The sequence below is a fragment of the Paramagnetospirillum kuznetsovii genome, from assembly GCF_003284725.1.
Classification (GTDB): domain Bacteria; phylum Pseudomonadota; class Alphaproteobacteria; order Rhodospirillales; family Magnetospirillaceae; genus Phaeospirillum; species Phaeospirillum kuznetsovii.
In genome coordinates this window covers 18,237-35,123 of sequence record NZ_PGTO01000019.1, presented here as the reverse complement: position 1 = coordinate 35,123, position 16,887 = coordinate 18,237, and the positions used below count along the sequence as shown (strand labels likewise).

Genomic DNA, 16,887 nt, shown 5'->3' with positions numbered 1-16,887 from the left:
GCCGGGATGTTGGCTCGTTTCATCGTCGTCACCATCGTCTGCCTTACTTCGCTGGGCATGGGCAGGTATGCCGAGGCCCAGGAAGTTGATCGCATCGCTGCTGTCGTGAACGACGAGATGATTTCCATTCACGATTTGGAAGCGCGGCTCAAACTGGCCATCGTGATGTCCAATCTTCCGGATTCCATCGAAAACCGTCGCCGGGCCGTTCCGCAGGTTCTGCGGAAAATGGTCGATGAGCGGATTCAAATGCAGGAAGCGGCCCGGCTCAAGGTGTCGGTGGGCGGCGACGAGGTGAATCGCAGCATCGCCAATATCGAGCGACAGAACCGCATGCCGCCGGGTGGGCTGTTGGGATCCCTCAGCAAGGCTGGCGTCGATACCGACGTGGTGCGCGATCAGCTGAGGGCGGATCTTGCTTGGCTGAAGCTGATCAGCCGTGTCATTCAGTCCAATATCAAGATCGGCGAGGACGAGATCAGTGATCGTCTTGAACTGATCAGGCAGCAGGTCGGCCACCCCGAATATCAATTGGCGGAAATATTTCTGAACGTCGATTCGCCCGCGCAGGAGGAAGAAGCGCGCCGACTCGGTGAACGCTTGATGGAGCAACTCAAGGCCGGTGCCCCATTCTCCGCCCTGGCGCGACAATTCTCCCAAAGCGCCAGCGCCGGACAAGGGGGAATGCTGGGCTGGGTGGTCGATAGCAATCTCGACGAAGAGATTCGAACGGCCATCGCCACCATGGGCAAGGGTGATGTCAGCCCTCTTATTCGGGTCGGAACCGGCTTCAACATTGTGGCGGTCATCGACAAGCGCGTCGCGGGCTCGCAGCATTCCGACGACGAGACCATGAACATCCTGCAAATCACCTTTCCCTATCAGGTGGGGGCCGCTGTCAGCCGGGATCAGTTGAAGGCGAAGGCCCTCGATCTCACAGCGCCGCTCAAGAGCTGCCGCGAATTCGAGGAATTCGGCCGTAAGATGGGGTCGGACAAAGCGGCCCGGCTGGACAACGGACGCAAGTCCGAACTGCCGCCCACGGTCAGGACTGCGGTCGAGGGGCTGCCCACCAACAAGGCCAGCGCCCCCCAAGAGGCTCCCGAGGGATTGTTGGTGTTGATGGTGTGCTCGCGTACCTCATTGGGAGCAGCCGGGGGAGTGCCGTCCCGCGACGTCATTCGTCGCCAGATCGAGGATGAGAAGGTCGATCTTCAAGGCAAGCGCTATCTTCGTGACCTGCGGCGGGCCGCATTCGTCGATTTCAGGCTGTAGCGTGGCCATTGGCAATGGGCCGCCGCTTGGGGTGACCATGGGCGAGCCGGCCGGGATCGGCGGCGAGATAAGCCTGATGGCTTGGTTGGCGCGAACCGAGTCCAGCCCTCCATTTCTGCTCATCGACGATCCCCATCGACTGCGGAGTCTGGCCGAGCGGTTGAACCTTGCCGTGCCGGTACAAGAAATTCAGTCAGTGGGCGAAGCCGTCCCGGTGTTTCATCGGGCGCTGCCGGTGCTGCGTTTGGATTTGCCCCGGCCGGTGGAGCCCGGCCATCCCCATCGCGACAACGTGGCGGCGGTCCAGGCCTCCATCGCCCGGGCGGTGGACTTGGCGAGATCCGGCGAGACCGGGGCCGTGGTCACCAATCCGATCCATAAGAAGGTCATGCAGGACGGCGGCTTCGCCTTTCCCGGCCATACGGAATTCCTCGCCAGCCTGGCGGGAGAGCCAAGCCTGCGGGAGGTGATGATGTTGGCCTGCACCGGCTTGCGCGTGGTTCCGGTCAGCATCCATGTGAGTTTGGCCGAAGCGGTTCGCGGTTTGACCAGGGGCGATATCGTGGAGGTCGGGCGCGTAACGGCCGCCGCGCTTCAGCGGGACTTCGGCATCGCCTCTCCCCGTCTCGCCGTGGCGGGCTTGAACCCCCACGCGGGAGAGGGCGGCGCCATGGGCCGGGAAGACTTGGAGATCGTCGGTCCGGCGGTGGAGGACTTGCGCCGGGCCGGAATCGATGCCGTGGGGCCGCTGCCCGCGGACACCATGTTCCATGCCCGTGCCCGCCAAGGCTACGATGCCGCTTTGTGCATGTATCATGATCAGGCGCTGATCCCCATCAAGACCGTGGATTTCGACCACGGCGTCAATATCACCCTGGGCCTGCCCTTCGTTCGGACCTCGCCCGATCACGGGACCGCCTTCGAACTGGCCGGAACCGGCACGGCAAGCCCGGAAAGTCTGATGGCGGCCATGGTCATGGCGGGAGAAATCGCCGCCAATCGGGCCAAGACGTCGTGAGCGCCGATCCGCTGCCTCCCCTGCGCGACGTCATCGCACGCCATGGGCTCGACGCGCGCAAATCCCTGGGCCAGCATTTTCTGTTCGATCTCAATCTGACCGGCCGGATCGCCCGGGCGGCAGGCGATCTGTCCATTGGCACGGTGATCGAGATCGGTCCCGGTCCCGGTGGTCTGACCCGCGCGCTGCTCGATGCCGGGGCGCGGCAGGTCATCGCCATCGAACGCGACGACCGGGCCATCGCCATTCAAAACGAAATCGCCGAAGCCTATCCCGGTCGCCTGGAAATATTGGCGGCCGATGCCATGGCGGTGGATGCCGCCACCCTGGGGGAAGCCCCGCGCAAGATTGTCGCCAATCTGCCCTATAATATTTCCACCGTTCTGTTGCTGGCATGGCTGCGCCGCGCGGCGGAGTTTGAGCGCTTCGTCCTGATGTTTCAGAAGGAAGTCGTCGACCGCCTTGCCGCCGCTCCGCGATCCTCCCATTACGGTCGGCTATCGGTCATCACCCAGTGGCTGTGCGAGGTCCGTCCCCTGTTCAACGTGGACCGGCGGGCGTTCACGCCGCCGCCGACGGTCACCTCGACGGTGGTGGAAATCGTGCCCCGGCCGCAGCCCCTGGCTCCGGCGCGCTTCCAGACTCTGGAACGGGTGACCGCCGCCGCCTTCGGGCAGCGCCGCAAGATGTTGCGTTCCAGCCTAAAGCAGTTGGGCAACGCGGAAGCACTGCTGGCGGTTGCCGGAATTTCGGGCACCGCCCGCGCCGAGGAGATCCCGGTCGAGGGCTTTTGTGCCCTGGCGCGGGCTGTGGACAACATGGCACTATGACGGCCTAGTCCCAGGGGCAATTCCCAAAAGTGGTGATGCAGAACCGGTCGGAAGACAGCGCCTTGAACGACGGGACGGCCGATCTTGCGCCGCCGTCGCAGGCGTTTGCCGATCTGCTGGCCAAGGCGCTGGAGGAGTTGCCGCAAGACGGTCGGCCGCCGCCCGGTCCCTCCCCCAATGCTTCGGAACCGCTTCCGCGTCGCAGTATGATGCACCGGATCTTGGCGCGGCGCTCGGCCCGACAGGCGGCCGTGCCCGACGATGCGCCGCCCGAGCCCGAGCCCGAGCCCGAGCCCGAGCCGGAGCCGGAGCCCGACATCCCCGCGCCTCGGGACGTTCCCTCCCATGTGGAGGATGAGGACGATGACCAGGATGTTCTGGTGCTGGTCGAAATTGTCGAAGCGCCCACGGTCGAGGACCGGAATCTGATCGAGGCCATACCATCATCCTTGGCGGGGCCGACAGGCGCTTTCGCCGATGATGTTTCTCCGGGGCTGCTTGATCGCCTGTTCAGCCGCCGCCCAGCGGCCACGGTCGCCGTGTCCATGCTGGCGCCCGCCGCCGCCGACGGCGAGGATGCGGATGTCCTTATTCTGGAAGACCCAGTGGAGGACAGTCCCGCGCCGGTCGAAGCCGAGCCCGCCACAGGCCCTGAACCGGAGACCGAACCGGAGTTCCCGCCGCCGCCGGGGATCGTCATGGAGAGTGACGCGCCCCCCACGGGCGATGACGACGACGTCTTGGTGCTGGACGACAGCTTCATGACCCAGGTCGAGGCGCCGGTGGAAATTCCGCTGTCCGAGCCCTGTGGGGCGGAGGAGGCGGATAATCAGTATCTGCTGGTGCGGGTGCTCGACGCCTTGTCCCGTCAGCCGCCCCCTGACGCGGAGCAGACACCGGCCGGGCCGAGCAATCATGATCTGCTGACGGAGGTTCTGGCGGTACTCGGCGCCCAAGCTGCCCAGGCGGCGGCGGACATGCCCGAAGATACCGCCCCGGCGGAACCCGCCATCGCCGAGGACGACGACGTTTTGGTGCTCGACGAGGCCAGCATCGTCTTTCCCGTCACCATGACGGTGATTGCGCCGCCGGTGGCCGATCTCGTTCCCATGGGCGATGACATCGACGAGGAAGATGAAGTCCTGGTTCTCGACGACAGTTATGTCGCCTCCGCTCCTCCCGATCCGCAGCCCACTGCCCCGGCCATGGAGCGCGACGAGATGGTCGCACTGATGGAGGCGGCGACACCGGCCGGGACCGGGACGTTGGACTTGCCGGACGACTTGAATGCATTGGCATCGCTATTGTCGACTCCGCCCGATGATTTCGCCGCCCTGGACCTGCTCCATGCCTGTTGGCCGCGCGGCAGCTCGGCCATCACCAGTCGGACGCTTTTAGCGGTGGCGTTAAATTTGTCCCGCAACTTCGGCATGCCGGGCAAGCTGCCCATGGCGGCGGGCAAGGCATGGAGAATGATCGATCCAGAGACGTTCCAGAGGGCGCTGGTGCAGCGGCTGGCGGCCATTTCGGAATTCATCTTCGCCTGGCAACGCTCGCAATTCTCATTTCTCAGCCTGGATTACGGTGAAATCGAATTGATCGAATATCTGTTCGAGACCATCCATCCGGGAGATAATCAGGAGCTGCTGGCGAAGGTGATGGATTTCAAGGTGCTGTCCGGGCGACGGCTTGGCCTGATTCGCCGGATGCCGTTCCAGGCGCGCAGGGTGGTGGAAGAATTTGGTCCAGCTGGCCGGGAACAGGCGCTCATTCACTTGGCCCACGTCAAGGCGCTGCTGGAGCGGATCGCCGACCCTGGCGGTTACCAACCCATCGTCGAGGCGGCGACCAAATCGCTGGAAGAGGTCGAGAAGCTGATGAAGACCACCGCGACACCACCCGCCTTGGCTGATAATCGACCGCCAAGCGGGCTGGCGCCCTTGCCGCTGGGTCGGATATAGGAGGCCGGTCATGAGCGGATGGGGATGTGTGCATGAGGCGAATGGTCATTGCGGCAAAGTTGTCGGCCGCCCCTGCGATCCCGGCATGAAGGGCTGTGTCCTCGCCGGACGATTCCGCTTCTCCAATCCCAGTAAAAACCGCAAAGCCGCGCCCGATAAGGATCAAGCGGCCGACCCGGAGCATAGGCAGACGGACGGCCTACCTAAATCGGTGGGGTAATCCATAACATTTGGTGTAGGTAATCCCATTGACGTATGGGGCGGCGATGGGTTTTATTGCAATAAAGCAGTAAGGCGCTCGTAAGAAGCGTCTCCGAAAAGAGCGGATGTCCGGGAGACAATGACGATGCAAGGTCGGGACGGTGGGGGTTCCCCGTCGCAGGAGGATGCTGATTCCTTCGCGACGGAAGTGCTGAAGCGAATCGATAGTCTGAGCCTGGAGGTCGCCGATATCGCCGGCACCATGGAGGGGCTGACGCGGTTCGTCAAACATCAAGAACAGCTGTTCTCTCATCTGAAATCCGTCGCCCATGCCATGGCGGATACCATCGGGCTGATTGACACGGCCGGGCAGGAGACCCGCGAACTGACCCTACAGGCGGGGCAACAATCGGCCGATTCGCTGCGTACCATCGACACCGCCCTGTCGGGGGTCAATACGCTGGTCAGTGCCGTTCAAGGCATCGAGGAGCAGCTGGAGGGCCTTGAAGGCGCGCTGGGCGAGGTCAGTTCCATGTCGCGCAACATCCAGAAGATCGCGCGTCAAACCAATCTGCTGGCCTTGAACGCCACCATCGAAGCGGCGCGGGCCGGTGATGCCGGAAAGGGCTTCGCGGTGGTGGCCACCGAGGTCAAGACCTTGGCGCGCCAGACCGCCGACGTGACCACCGGCATCGATAACACCGTTCAGAACCTCTCGGGCTCGGTCACCACCCTGATCGAGACCTCCACCGACACCCTGAAGATGGCCGACACCGTCGGCGCTGGCGTCGGCGTCATCAACAATGCGGTCTCGGTCTTCGGCCAGGCCATAGACTCGGTGGAAAGCAAGGTCGGCGATATTTCCCAAGCGGCGTCCCAGTCCATGTCCCAATGCCAGGACGTCATGGGCGAGATCGACAAGTTCTTCGAAGGCGTGGCCATGACCTCCGAGAGCCTTCTGAAGGCCGACGAGCGCATTACCTCGCTGTTGGGAAATTCGGAAGAGCTGATGTGCTATATCGCCGCTTCGGGCTTCCGCACCGCCGACACGCCCTTCATCGAGACGGTGAGCGATACCGCCAGCCGGATTTCCCAGGCGTTCGAGGATGCCGTGGCCAAGGGCCGCATCACCATGAACGACCTGTTCGACGAGACCTATGTCCCCATCGCCAATACCAATCCGCAGCAGCATATGACCAAGTGGGTCGTCTTCACCGACGAGGTTCTGCCCCAGTTTCAGGAACCCAATCTCGCCTTCGACGAGCGGGTGGCGTTCTGCGTGGCTTGCGATCGCAACGGCTATATCGGCACCCATATCAACAAGGTGTCGCATCCCCAGGGACCGGACCCGGTGTGGAATAACGCCAATTGCCGCAACCGTCGCATCTTCAACGATCGCACCGGACTGTCGGCCGGACGCAATACCAAGCCCTTCCTGCTCCAGACCTATCGGCGCGACATGGGCGGCGGCAAATACGTCATGATGAAGGACGTATCGGCCCCCATTTTCGTCCAGGGGCGCCACTGGGGTGGTCTGCGGTTCGGCTATCGCATCTAAAGGCGGCCGCGTTTTCGCGGGGTCCGGCCTGCTCACCGAGGGGGGTGCGATCCGGCGGCGCGAGGCGTAGTATGGTGTCGTAGGACGCGTCCGATGGGAGAGCGCCATGACAACCAGCATCCTTACCGTAATCTCCGCATTGGCCGAAGTGGCGACAGTGCCACGCCAGGGCGACCATCTCCGCCCTCGGCAACCGGTCATTACCCTGTCCCGTGATTTCGGCTCTGGCGGCGATGTGATCGCCACCCGGCTGTGCCAGCGCCTCAACCTACCCCTTTACGACGAAGACCTGCTGCGCCAAGTGGCGGCCCGCCTTCAGGACGACCCGGCCATCATCCAATTGCTGGACGAGGGATTCGGGCGCTCCAAGGACATGTGGCTGTATCGCCTGTTCTCGGGCAAGGACATCAGCCCCGATGCCTATCGCGACACCCTGGTCAAGGTGGTGATGAGCCTGGGACGCCTGGGCGGCGTCATCGTCGGGCGCGGCGCCCATGTGATCCTGGCCGATGAATGCGCCCTTCGGGTCCGCATCGCCGGAACACCGGAAGCCTGCGCCAAGCGGCTCGCCGCCGGGGGACACGGCAAGGAAGCCGAATTGCTCGTCCAGGCGCGCGATGTCAATCACCGCCGGGGCAAGTTCGTGTGGGAGGTCTTCCATTCCCGCCTGTCCGACGCCTCGGAATTCGACATCACCGTCAATACCGACCGGATGGACGACTTCGAGGACGTGGTGGACATGATCGTCATCATGGCCAAGGCGGTCCATGAAGGCCGTGTCTTGCGCGGTGATTTGAAGAAAGTCGCTTAGGCCTGAAGCGGTTCCACCCATACCGCTCGGTCGATGAAAGGACTCTTGTGCTATGCGGCCGGGACGGCCGCGCTCCAAGTATGGCGTGCCAGTCGGAGCGCGGGCGTCTCGCCCGCACGAGTCACCTGATTGGACGAACGGTATTATACCGTCAGGTGGAACTGGGTGCTGTCCAGCGCCGTGGTGTTGACGTTGTTCAGCGTCGCCACCTGATGGGAATTGGTAGTGTCGGCGGCGTGGATGTCGGCGGTGTACCACACCTCGGTATTGGAGCCGTTGTCGATGGCGACGATACCGGCGACAGTGGCGGTGCCGCCCGAGAAGTTCTGGGCGGTGCCGGTCATGGCGCTGGCGCTTTCCGCGTAATTCCCGGTACCACCATCGGTCAGGGTTCCGCTGCTGCCCAGGCCGAACTGGGCGTTGGACAGCGACAGGCTGTCGGTGCCGCTGGCATAGTCGGTGATGGTGGAACTGACGACGCCGCTGGAATTGTTGAGGCCGAAGACATCGGCGCCATCGCCACCGGTCAGGGAACTGCCGCCCTTGCCCGCGGTCAGGGTGTCGTCGCCTGCCGCGCCCGAGATGGTGTCGTTGCCCGCGCCGCCCACCAGGGTGTCGGCGCCGCTGGTGCCGGTAATCACGAATTGCAGATCCGAGGCCGCGATGGCGTTGGTGCTGCCGATGACATAGCCGCCATCGGTTCCGATGGCCGTGCTGTTTCCGTGCACATAGATGTACAAGGCGTCGTCGAGGCTGGAATAGAAGCCGTCGCCCACGACGCCGCCGCCCGCCAGCCCCGCTTGGCCCAAGTTATAGGTCGCGGCCGAATCGTCGAAGGTCGAGACGTCCACATGGGTGCCGCTCAGCGACAGCCGGATATGGTCGGTCCCCGTCGCGAAATCGGTGATTGTGTCGCGGCTCGTCAACGCGTTCAGGGATTGGGATGGGTCGGTATAGACGAACAGATCGGCACCGCCGTTGCCGGTCAGATGGTCCGCACCGATGCCGCCGGTGATGGTGTCGTTACCGGCGCTGCCGGTAATGGTGTCGTTGAAGTCGGAACCGACGACGCTGAACAGGCCGCTCAGTGTGTCGGTATTGGTTCCGCCCGAGCCATGGGTGGCGGTTCCGTTGGTCAGGTCCACGGTGACGGCGTAGAGCTGGTCCTGGTACGACGCGGTGCCCGCCCCGGAATAGCCGGTCAGGGTGTTGTCGCCGCCGCCGCCCTGCAGCCATCCGTCGCCGGTCAGGCTGTCGTTGCCGCTGCCGCCCTCGATGGCGTCCATGTTGCTCAGCGTGATGGTCGAGGTGCCGCCGATGGTGGCGGTGCCGCTGCCGTTGATCAGGCTGGCGGTGATGGCGGTGGTGGCGGCGCGGAAATTGGCGGTGTCGCTGCCGCTGATACCGTCCATGCTGCTGCTGGTGACGCCGCTGGAATGCCAGACCAGGGTGTCGTCGCCGGTATTGCCGACCAACACCGTATCCGAGCTGTTTCCCACCACCATATAGCCTTGCCCGGCCGTGTTGGCGCCGCTGGCGTCGACGATGATCTCGGTGTGGCCCTGGCTGCCGACGATGGTGTTGGCGGCATTGCCGACCAGGGTGATGGTGCCGCCGCCCGAGGTGGTCATGGCGATATCGCTGCCGTTCCAGGCGACATCGGTGATGACGGATGCGGCCGAACGGTCGGCGATGGACATGGTCAGGGTACCGTTGCCGCCGGTGGCGTCGATGATCTGGTTCGCCGTGACGGTGCCAGTCAGGGTAAAGGAATCGGTACCGCCGTCGCCGATGATGGTTCCGGCCGCAGTTCCGTTGGTGGAAAACGAATCGTTGTGGGTGCTGCCAACCAGGATTTCCACATTGCTGATGGTGTCGGTATTGGACGTGTCATGGACCACCGAGATGGCGCTGCCGGTGATGGTGGCGGTGACGCCCGAGGTCATGGCGTCATAGGTCGCGATGTCGGTGCCGCTGTCGCCGTCGATGGTGTTGTTGCCGCCGCCGCCCGCGATGATGTCATCGCCGTAATAGCCCCACAGATATTCACCGGCATTGCCGCCATTGATGACGTCGTTGCCTGCGCTTCCTTCGATGGTGACATTCTGGGTGCTGGTCACATTGATGGTGAAGCCCTCGGTCTGGTTATCGACCTTGAACCATCCGCCCGCCGAGGTCGCATTGGTGATGTTGATGATCTCGACATTGGTGATTTGGTTGTCGGCATAATTGATGTCGTCAAAGTTGGTGGCGTCGATCGACAGGACATCGGCCGCTCCCAGGCCACCGTCGATCAAGGGGTCGTTGCTGTGGACCACGTGGATCACATCATTCCCGGCGCCGCCGATGAAGGAATCAAGACCGGCGCCGCCGGACAGCGTGTCATTGCCCGATCCGCCGGTCAGGGTGTCGCTGCCGCTGCCGGTGGTGATGGTCACGGCCTGGCTGTAGCTTGACGCATCGATTTTCACTGTTCCGGGGGCGGCGGAGGCATCGACGATGGCGATGCCCGACGCCTCCGCGCCCGCTCCCATTGTCGCGCCCTGGGTTCCCGCGAAGGTGCCGAAGGTCAGGGTGGTGATGCCGCTGAAGCCGGTCAGGTCGCTGTCGCTCAGGGTCGCCGCCGAGGTGACGCTGAGGGTGGCCCCCGACTGGGCCAGCGGGGCGGGCGCCGACGCGATGGTCAGGCTGGCGGTGTCGGTGACGGTGGCGCCATGACTGTCGGCGACGGAATAGGTCAGGGTGTCGGCGCCGGTATAGCCGCTGTCGGGGGTATAGATGACGTCGCTGCCGCTGATGCCGGCGGTACCGTGCAGGGCGGTCACGGTTCCGGTCACGGTCAGCAAGGTGGTTTCGCCGGTATCGGGGTCAACGGCATTGCCCACCAGGGTCGAAATGGCGATGGTCTTGGTGGTGTCCACGGTGCCGCCGCTCAGACTCACGCTGCCGGTAATGCTGGGCGTATCGTTGGTCCCGGTGATGTCCGCCGAGATCGAAGCGAGCGCCGATTTCCCGCTGGCGCTGCTGGTCACGATCACGGTGGCATCTTCGTGGGCGGTGGCCCCCACCACCATGGCGGCAGCCCCGGAATTGGGGGTGAAGGTTATGTCGCCGGTCGCCGTATTGACCGCGATGGTGCCGTGGCTGGTGGCCTGGGTCGACAGGGTGCCCGATCCGGTTACCGACAGGGTGCCGCCCTGAAGGGCATATCTTAAGGTTCCGCCCGCCGGGTCATGGGCGGTGACGTGACCGGCCGTTCCGCCGCCCACATGGTCGGTCGAGGCGGCATGGGTCGTGTTGTCGATCACTGGCGCGCCGGGCGGTAGCGGCGGGGGAGCTGGCGAAGGCGCGGGCGGCTGGGCCAGGACCGGCGGCGGTTCCGGGGCCTTGGGCGGCTGCGGCGGTTCCGGCGGTGCCGCGACCTTGGCGGGCTCCGGTGCCGGTGGCAGCGGCGGCGGCTCGGGGGCGGCCGTCGCGGCGGGAGGTTGCGGCGCGGCGGTCTGAACGGGCGCCGCCGCCGGGGCGGCGGGCGCGGCTGCCGCGGCGGCTCCGGCCCCGGTGGGGGCCGCTCCGGCGCCGCCGACGGCGGCCGGGGTGGCGGGCAGCGCGGGAGGCGCGGCGGGCGGCGCCACGGCGGCCGGGGCGGCGGTGGCCACGGCGGCGGCGGCATTGGCGGCCACCGACCATGTCCCACCGGCTCCGGCGCCGACGATGCCGGACCCGGCTGAATTGATGGTGAAGGTTTCGCCGCCGCCGCCGGTTCTGCCGACGGTGACCTCGCCGACGAAATTCGAGCCGGGATCGGGCAGCAGGGCGACCGAGGTATTGCCGTCGGCGGCAACCGCGCCGGCCACGGTGGTGCCGCGAATGCCCATGGTCATGACGGGGGTGGCGAGGCGGGCGGCGTCGGGCTGGGTCTTGGCGATGTCGCCCGACACGAAGTTGAAGCCGCCCTGGGCCACCAGGAAGGTCTCGTGGCCGGTCTTGGTGGCGGGGTCGTAGGCGAAGTCATCCAGCCCCACCAGCCCCTTGTCCTTCAAGGCGAAGGTGGAGCGGTCGGCGAACACCATGGAAATCTGGCCGCCCTGGGCGGTCTCGACCGAATCGCCCTGGGTCAGGCCCATATCGACCTTGGCGGGGATCTTCTGGCCGTTGTGGATGACCCAGGCCTCGCCCTGGACGGTCAGCACCTTGCCGATGACGACGACGGGCTTGCCGCCGTCAGAAGCGGGCGCAACGGCATCGGCGACGGGGGTCGCGATGGACTTGGCGGCGGGAATGGTCGTCGGGCTTACATGCATGGCGCGAACCTATTCTTGGGGCGCACTCCGGCCGGTGGGCGTAAGGCTGCGTCCACCCGGAAAGACCACTTTGAACGAATTCAGTGAAAAAATCATTTCATTGCGGAGCAAGGGGTCGAAAACCATACGAAGGATGGATTTGCGCCCTATGACGATGGAGGCGGTCCCCGCCATGCCGGAGCGGACCGGGAACTCCCCCCCCTTGGAATCGGTCAGCACCGATTTGTCGGAATGGATCAGCACCTTGTAATAGGTGGTCTGGGTGGCGCCCTTGGTTTCCTCGATGGAATCGGCGCCCACCATCATCACCCGGCCGCTCAGGTGGCCATAGCGGAACTGGTCGTAGGCCGACAGGCGGATGGAGGCGGGCAGGCCTTCGCGCAACTGGCCGATATCCTGGGGCGGCACCTTGGCTTCCACCACCAGGGCGTCGTCCAGCGGCACGATATCCATCAAGGTGTCGCCGGGCCGCGCCACCTGGCCCACGCTGGTGATGGCCGACATCTTGACCACGCCTCTGACCGGCGAGCGCACCTCGGAGCGGGATTCGCGGTCGGAGGCCACCTCCATGGTGGCCTTCAGGGCGGCGATCTCGGCTTCCACCTTGCCGATATCGTCCAGCACGCCGGTGCGCCAGCCCTTCTCGAATTCCGACAGCTTGGCGTCGGCTTCCCGCTGCTGGGCACGCAGGCGCGCGATGGTGTCGCGCGAGGTGGAGACCTCGGTGTCGAGCATCAGTTGCTCGCGTTCCAGCTTGATGATCTCCTGATTGCCGACGACGCCCGCGTCATAGGCCTTCTTCTTGATCTTCATTTCCTCGACCCCCTTGGCCTGGGCGCGGGTCAGGCCGGTGGACTTGGTCTCGATCTCGACCACCTCGCGCTGGCGGCGCTCGATCTCGCGCTGGATGACGGCGACCTGCTGCAAGCGGTGGGACAGGCGTTCGGCGTGGATGCTGGTCTCGCGCCGCTTGGTCTCGGCGTCGATCTCGATGCCCTTGGGCCAGGCGATGTCGCGGACGCCGTCCAGGTCAGCCTTGAGGCGGGCCGAGCGGGCCTGGAAGGCGGCCCAGCGAGCGCGCTTGTCGGCCAGATCCCCGGCGCCCTGGGAATTGACGAGGCGGACCAGCACGTCGCCGATGCCGACGAAGGCGCCTTCGTGGACCAGCACCTCGCGGATGGTGCCGCCCTCGAAATGCTGCACGTGGCGGACCTGACCCGACGGCTCGATGCGGGCGGGGACCGTCACCACCTCGTCCAGTTCAAGCACTCCGGCGGCGACGAACATGCCGACGAAGGCGACGGTGGCCCATAGGAGAAGCCACGAGGCCGAGGGCGGCGTCAGCTTCGGCGCGATGCCGTGGATGGGGCTGCGAAAGCCGTCCAACTCCGTCGTCTTGCCGCGCCTCGCCATCACGGACCTGCCTTGGTGGGAGTGGGGGGGCGCTGGTCCAGCCGCGCCAGCCTGCCGCGTTCGACGGTGGCGATCCGCGCCGCCAGCAAGGTGACGGCGGGGCGGTGCGAGATGACGATCAGGGTCCGGTTGCCCACCGACTGATGGATACCGGCGATGGCGCGTTTCTCGGTGGCCTCGTCCAACTGGGCGGTGGGCTCGTCCAGGATGGTGACGGCGGCGCGCCGCAGCAGGGCGCGGGCCAGGGCGACGATCTGGCGCTGGCCGCCCGACAGGTTGCGGCCGCCCTCGATCACCTCGAAGTCCAGTCCCATGCCCATGGGCATGACGCCGCCCGCGCCCAAGGCGTTCATCATCTGGATCATGTCCTCGTCGGACACCTGGCCGTCGAACGACAGATTGCTGCGCAGCGTGCCGGAATAGAGTGGCGGATTCTGGGGGCAGACGGCGATGTGGCGGCGCAGGTCGGCGGGATCGATCAGGGCGATGTCCACGCCGTCCAGCATGACCCGGCCGACGGTGGGACGGATGATGCCCGACATCACCTTTTCCAGGGTGGTCTTGCCCGAACCCGACGGCCCCACCACGGCAAGGCGCCCGCCCGGCTCGATGCCAAGGCCGATACCCTCCAAGGTGGGATGGGTGGCGCCGGGATAGCGGGCGGTGACGCCATCGACGATCAGCGCGCCTTGGGCGACCGGACGATGAATCAGGCTCGATCCCTCGGGCCGCTCGGTGGGGCGCCCGGTGACGCTGCGCAACGCTTCCAGGGCGGCGATGGCCGCCTGGGTCTGGGGGATCACCGAGATCAGCTGCATGGTGGCGCCGGTGAAGCGGGTCGCCAGCATGGTCGCGGCCAGGATGACGCCCGCGCTCATGCCGCCCTCGACGGCGCGCCATGCGCCCAGGCCGACGGCCAGCAGCATGGCCATGTTCTGGGCCAACATGGAGACATTGCCGCGCGCCGCCGACAGCATGCGGATGGCCCGCGCCGCGGCGGCGTACAGCACGGTGCCCTGGCGGAAGCGGGCCTGAAGATAGGCCGATGCCCCGACCCGGCGCACCGTCTCGGGATCGAAGAAGGTCTCCTGCGCCGCCTGGGCGCGGTGGGTGGCGGCGCGGGAGAGTTCCTTGTACAGCAGGCGTTGGCGATGAATGGCCAGGATGGTCGACAGGCTGGCCAGCAGGTTGAGGCCCAGGATGGCGACGGCGATCAGTGGGTCGCACAGGAACAGCCCGGCCAGGAACAGCAGCATGAAGGGCAGGTCGGCCAGCAGCGAGACCGCCGCCGCGCCGAAGCCGTCACGGATGGAATCGAAGTCCTGCAACAGCCGCATCAGATGGCCGGAGGGCGCGGCCGCCCCCTCGAAGCGGGTTTCCAGGATGCGGCGGTGCATGTCCATGGCAAGGCGCACATTGCCCTCGTGCAGGGCGTCCTCGACGAACAGGGCGCGCAGGCGGCGGAACACCTGTTCGAACAGGGCGGCGGCCAGGAACATGACGGCCATGGCGGCCAGGGAATCCAGCACGCCGTGGGGCAGAACCCGATCATAGACCTGGGCCGAGAAGATGGGACCGGCCAGGGCCAGCACATTGGCCAGCATGCCCGCCAATCCGGCCCGCACCACCATGGGCCGCCAGGACGACAGCAGGGCGGGCCACGAGGTGGGCAGGGTGGCGGCATCCTTGTCCAGGCGCGGCCGGATGAACAGCACCGTCGCCGCTTCGCCGTCGCGGGGCGGAACGGATAGTGCGCGGGGCTCGGTGGGGCCGAGCAGGACGCAGGGGAACAGATCGGCCGACAGTTTGGCTGGGTTGACCGCCTCCTCCACATGGGCGGCGAAGCCGTAGCGCGACAGCGCGACGACCCAGGGCGACCCGGCGGCGTCGGCCCGGGCCATGCGGTGGGAATCCTTCAGCGCGCTGGCGGCGACGGAATGGCCGAGCGCCCGCAGGCAGGCCGAGATGGCCTTGGCCTCCCCATCGCGATCCCCAGAGGCGCGATCTCCCGGGTCAGCTGGTGGACGGGGCGGCATCGGTGGCGGTTTCCGGTGCCGCGTCCGGCGTCGGCGCGGGGGTGGCGGCGGGGTCCGGCGGCAGTGCCGGATCGATGCCCAGGGCGGAGTTGAGACGTGCCTTGGCGCCTTGCAGGTCCGAATACAGGATGAAGCGCCGCAGCGTGGACAACATGCCCGAGGCCTCGGCCTTGATTTCCTCCATGGCGCTGCCGCTGCCCGCTTGCTTGGACTTGGAGGCCAGCCCGCTGATGCGCCGGTCGATCCCCGCCATATGCTCGGTCAGGCGGTATTCCTTGAGGGCGTGGCGATATTGCAAATCGGACACATGCACCTGGGTCACCACCGTCATGCCCAGGGCCAGCCGCCGGGCGCGGGTGACTTCGGCCACGTTCTTGGCCTGGCCGATACGCTTGGGCGTGCTGAGCATATCCACCAGATTATACGCCATGTGGAGGCCAGCATCGGCCCAGGCGTTGTATTTGATGAAGGTGTTGGAATCGTAATGGCCGCCCATGAAGGGGCCGATGCCGGGCAGCGACTTCAGCAATTCGGTGCGGACTTCCTGGACATCGATGCGGAACTGGGCTTCCTCGCCCCGCAGCTCGGGGCGATTGCCCAGCGCGATGATTTCCAGGTTCTCGATGGTTTCGGTGGGATCGGCCACGGTCAGGAAGGAATCGTCCTGCAATTCGGCCAGCTTGAAGCTGATCACCGACTGCACGCCCATATATCCGGCCAGATCGGCCCGCGCCGTCGAGGTCTGGCGCTGCAATTCGGCGATCTGGCGCATGGTGTCGACGATGGCGCGCTGATGGGCCAGCATCTGCATGGGGTCGCCCACCTTGGTGCGCTCGGCGGTCTCGGCGTCCTCGACCGATTTGACCAGTCGGCGTTCCAGCGAATTGTACTTCTTCTCGGCGTATTCGTTGATGACCGCCTTCCAGTAGGAGGCCTGGACATCCTGAACCAGCAGGTGCAAGGCGCGGCGGCGCTTTTCCAGCAGCAGCTTGACGCGGTCTTCTTCCTGTTCGGCGCGGATCATGGCGATGCCGAAATCCATCAGGTTCCACGACGCGGTCAGGTCGCCGGTGCGGCTGATGGCGTCCTCGCCGACGCTGTAATCGGCGGTGGCGCCGGTGGAGGTGTCGCGCGACGTGGTCAGCTTCTTGGGATTGCGCTTGCTCCAGCCGCCCTTGGCGGCCAGTTCGGGCAGCAGGGCGAACAGGGATAGGTCGGCCTTTCCGGCGGCCAGAACCTCTTCCAACACCTTGACCCGATTGTCCAGATTGTGGGCCACCGCCAGGGCGATGGCGTCTTCCACCGTCAGCGGACGCTGCAAAATCTCTTGCGGAAGCGTTTCGGCGTGACGGCTCAGCTCCTGGCGGATTTCGCCCAGATCAGGGGGCGTGATCGAGCACGCCGCAAGCGTTGCAGCCGTGATTGCCGTACTGACGATGTGCCTGATGGAGCGATGAGCCGACACGAGACCTCCTGTAGGAGA

The 16,887-nt window shown here is 65.6% G+C and carries 10 protein-coding genes; 6 read left to right on the top strand and 4 right to left on the bottom strand.

The window, feature by feature from the left end:
• Positions 1 to 6: 6 nt before the first annotated feature.
• The 6 genes from CU669_RS17455 (at position 7) to CU669_RS17425 (ending at position 7,654) form a co-directional block, all read left to right on the top strand.
• Positions 7 to 1,275, top strand: coding sequence for a peptidylprolyl isomerase (locus tag CU669_RS17455; RefSeq protein ID WP_112146882.1), 1,269 nt, complete (start codon positions 7 to 9; stop codon positions 1,273 to 1,275).
• 37 nt (positions 1,276 to 1,312) lie between these two features.
• Complete coding sequence (gene pdxA / locus CU669_RS17450) at positions 1,313 to 2,293, top strand: 4-hydroxythreonine-4-phosphate dehydrogenase PdxA (RefSeq protein ID WP_239988765.1); 981 nt, start codon at positions 1,313 to 1,315, stop codon at positions 2,291 to 2,293.
• Positions 2,290 to 3,123: a 16S rRNA (adenine(1518)-N(6)/adenine(1519)-N(6))-dimethyltransferase RsmA gene (rsmA, locus tag CU669_RS17445; RefSeq protein WP_112146880.1), complete on the top strand. Its 834-nt coding sequence runs from the start codon at positions 2,290 to 2,292 to the stop codon at positions 3,121 to 3,123. The genes pdxA and rsmA overlap by 4 nt, the downstream gene beginning before the upstream one ends.
• 62 nt (positions 3,124 to 3,185) lie before the next feature.
• Complete coding sequence (locus CU669_RS17440) at positions 3,186 to 5,084, top strand: hypothetical protein (RefSeq protein WP_146747777.1); 1,899 nt, start codon at positions 3,186 to 3,188, stop codon at positions 5,082 to 5,084.
• Between the two features lie 409 nt (positions 5,085 to 5,493).
• Positions 5,494 to 6,843, top strand: coding sequence for a methyl-accepting chemotaxis protein (locus tag CU669_RS17430; RefSeq protein WP_239988764.1), 1,350 nt, complete (start codon positions 5,494 to 5,496; stop codon positions 6,841 to 6,843).
• A 106-nt stretch (positions 6,844 to 6,949) separates the two neighbouring features.
• Positions 6,950 to 7,654 (top strand): cytidylate kinase-like family protein, encoded by a 705-nt coding sequence (locus CU669_RS17425; RefSeq protein WP_112146876.1) that lies wholly within the window; start codon positions 6,950 to 6,952, stop codon positions 7,652 to 7,654.
• 143 nt (positions 7,655 to 7,797) lie between these two features.
• Here the strand turns inward: CU669_RS17425 and CU669_RS17420 are convergent, their stop codons facing one another.
• Genes CU669_RS17420 through CU669_RS17400 form a run of 4 tightly spaced genes read right to left on the bottom strand, consistent with a single transcriptional unit; the run spans position 7,798 to position 16,869 of the window.
• A complete protein-coding gene (locus CU669_RS17420) occupies positions 7,798 to 11,955 on the bottom strand; it encodes a cadherin-like domain-containing protein (protein WP_146747775.1) in 4,158 nt (1,385 codons plus the stop codon).
• A 9-nt stretch (positions 11,956 to 11,964) separates the two neighbouring features.
• On the bottom strand, positions 11,965 to 13,368 hold the full coding sequence (locus CU669_RS17410) for an HlyD family type I secretion periplasmic adaptor subunit (RefSeq protein ID WP_112146874.1): 1,404 nt from the start codon (positions 13,366 to 13,368) through the stop codon (positions 11,965 to 11,967).
• Positions 13,368 to 15,404 (bottom strand): peptidase domain-containing ABC transporter, encoded by a 2,037-nt coding sequence (locus tag CU669_RS17405; protein WP_112146873.1) that lies wholly within the window; start codon positions 15,402 to 15,404, stop codon positions 13,368 to 13,370. The genes CU669_RS17410 and CU669_RS17405 overlap by 1 nt, the downstream gene beginning before the upstream one ends.
• Positions 15,382 to 16,869, bottom strand: a complete 1,488-nt coding sequence (locus CU669_RS17400; protein ID WP_239988763.1) for a TolC family protein — start codon at positions 16,867 to 16,869, stop codon at positions 15,382 to 15,384. Before CU669_RS17400 ends, CU669_RS17405 begins: the two co-directional genes overlap by 23 nt.
• Between the last annotated feature and the right edge of the window lie 18 nt (positions 16,870 to 16,887).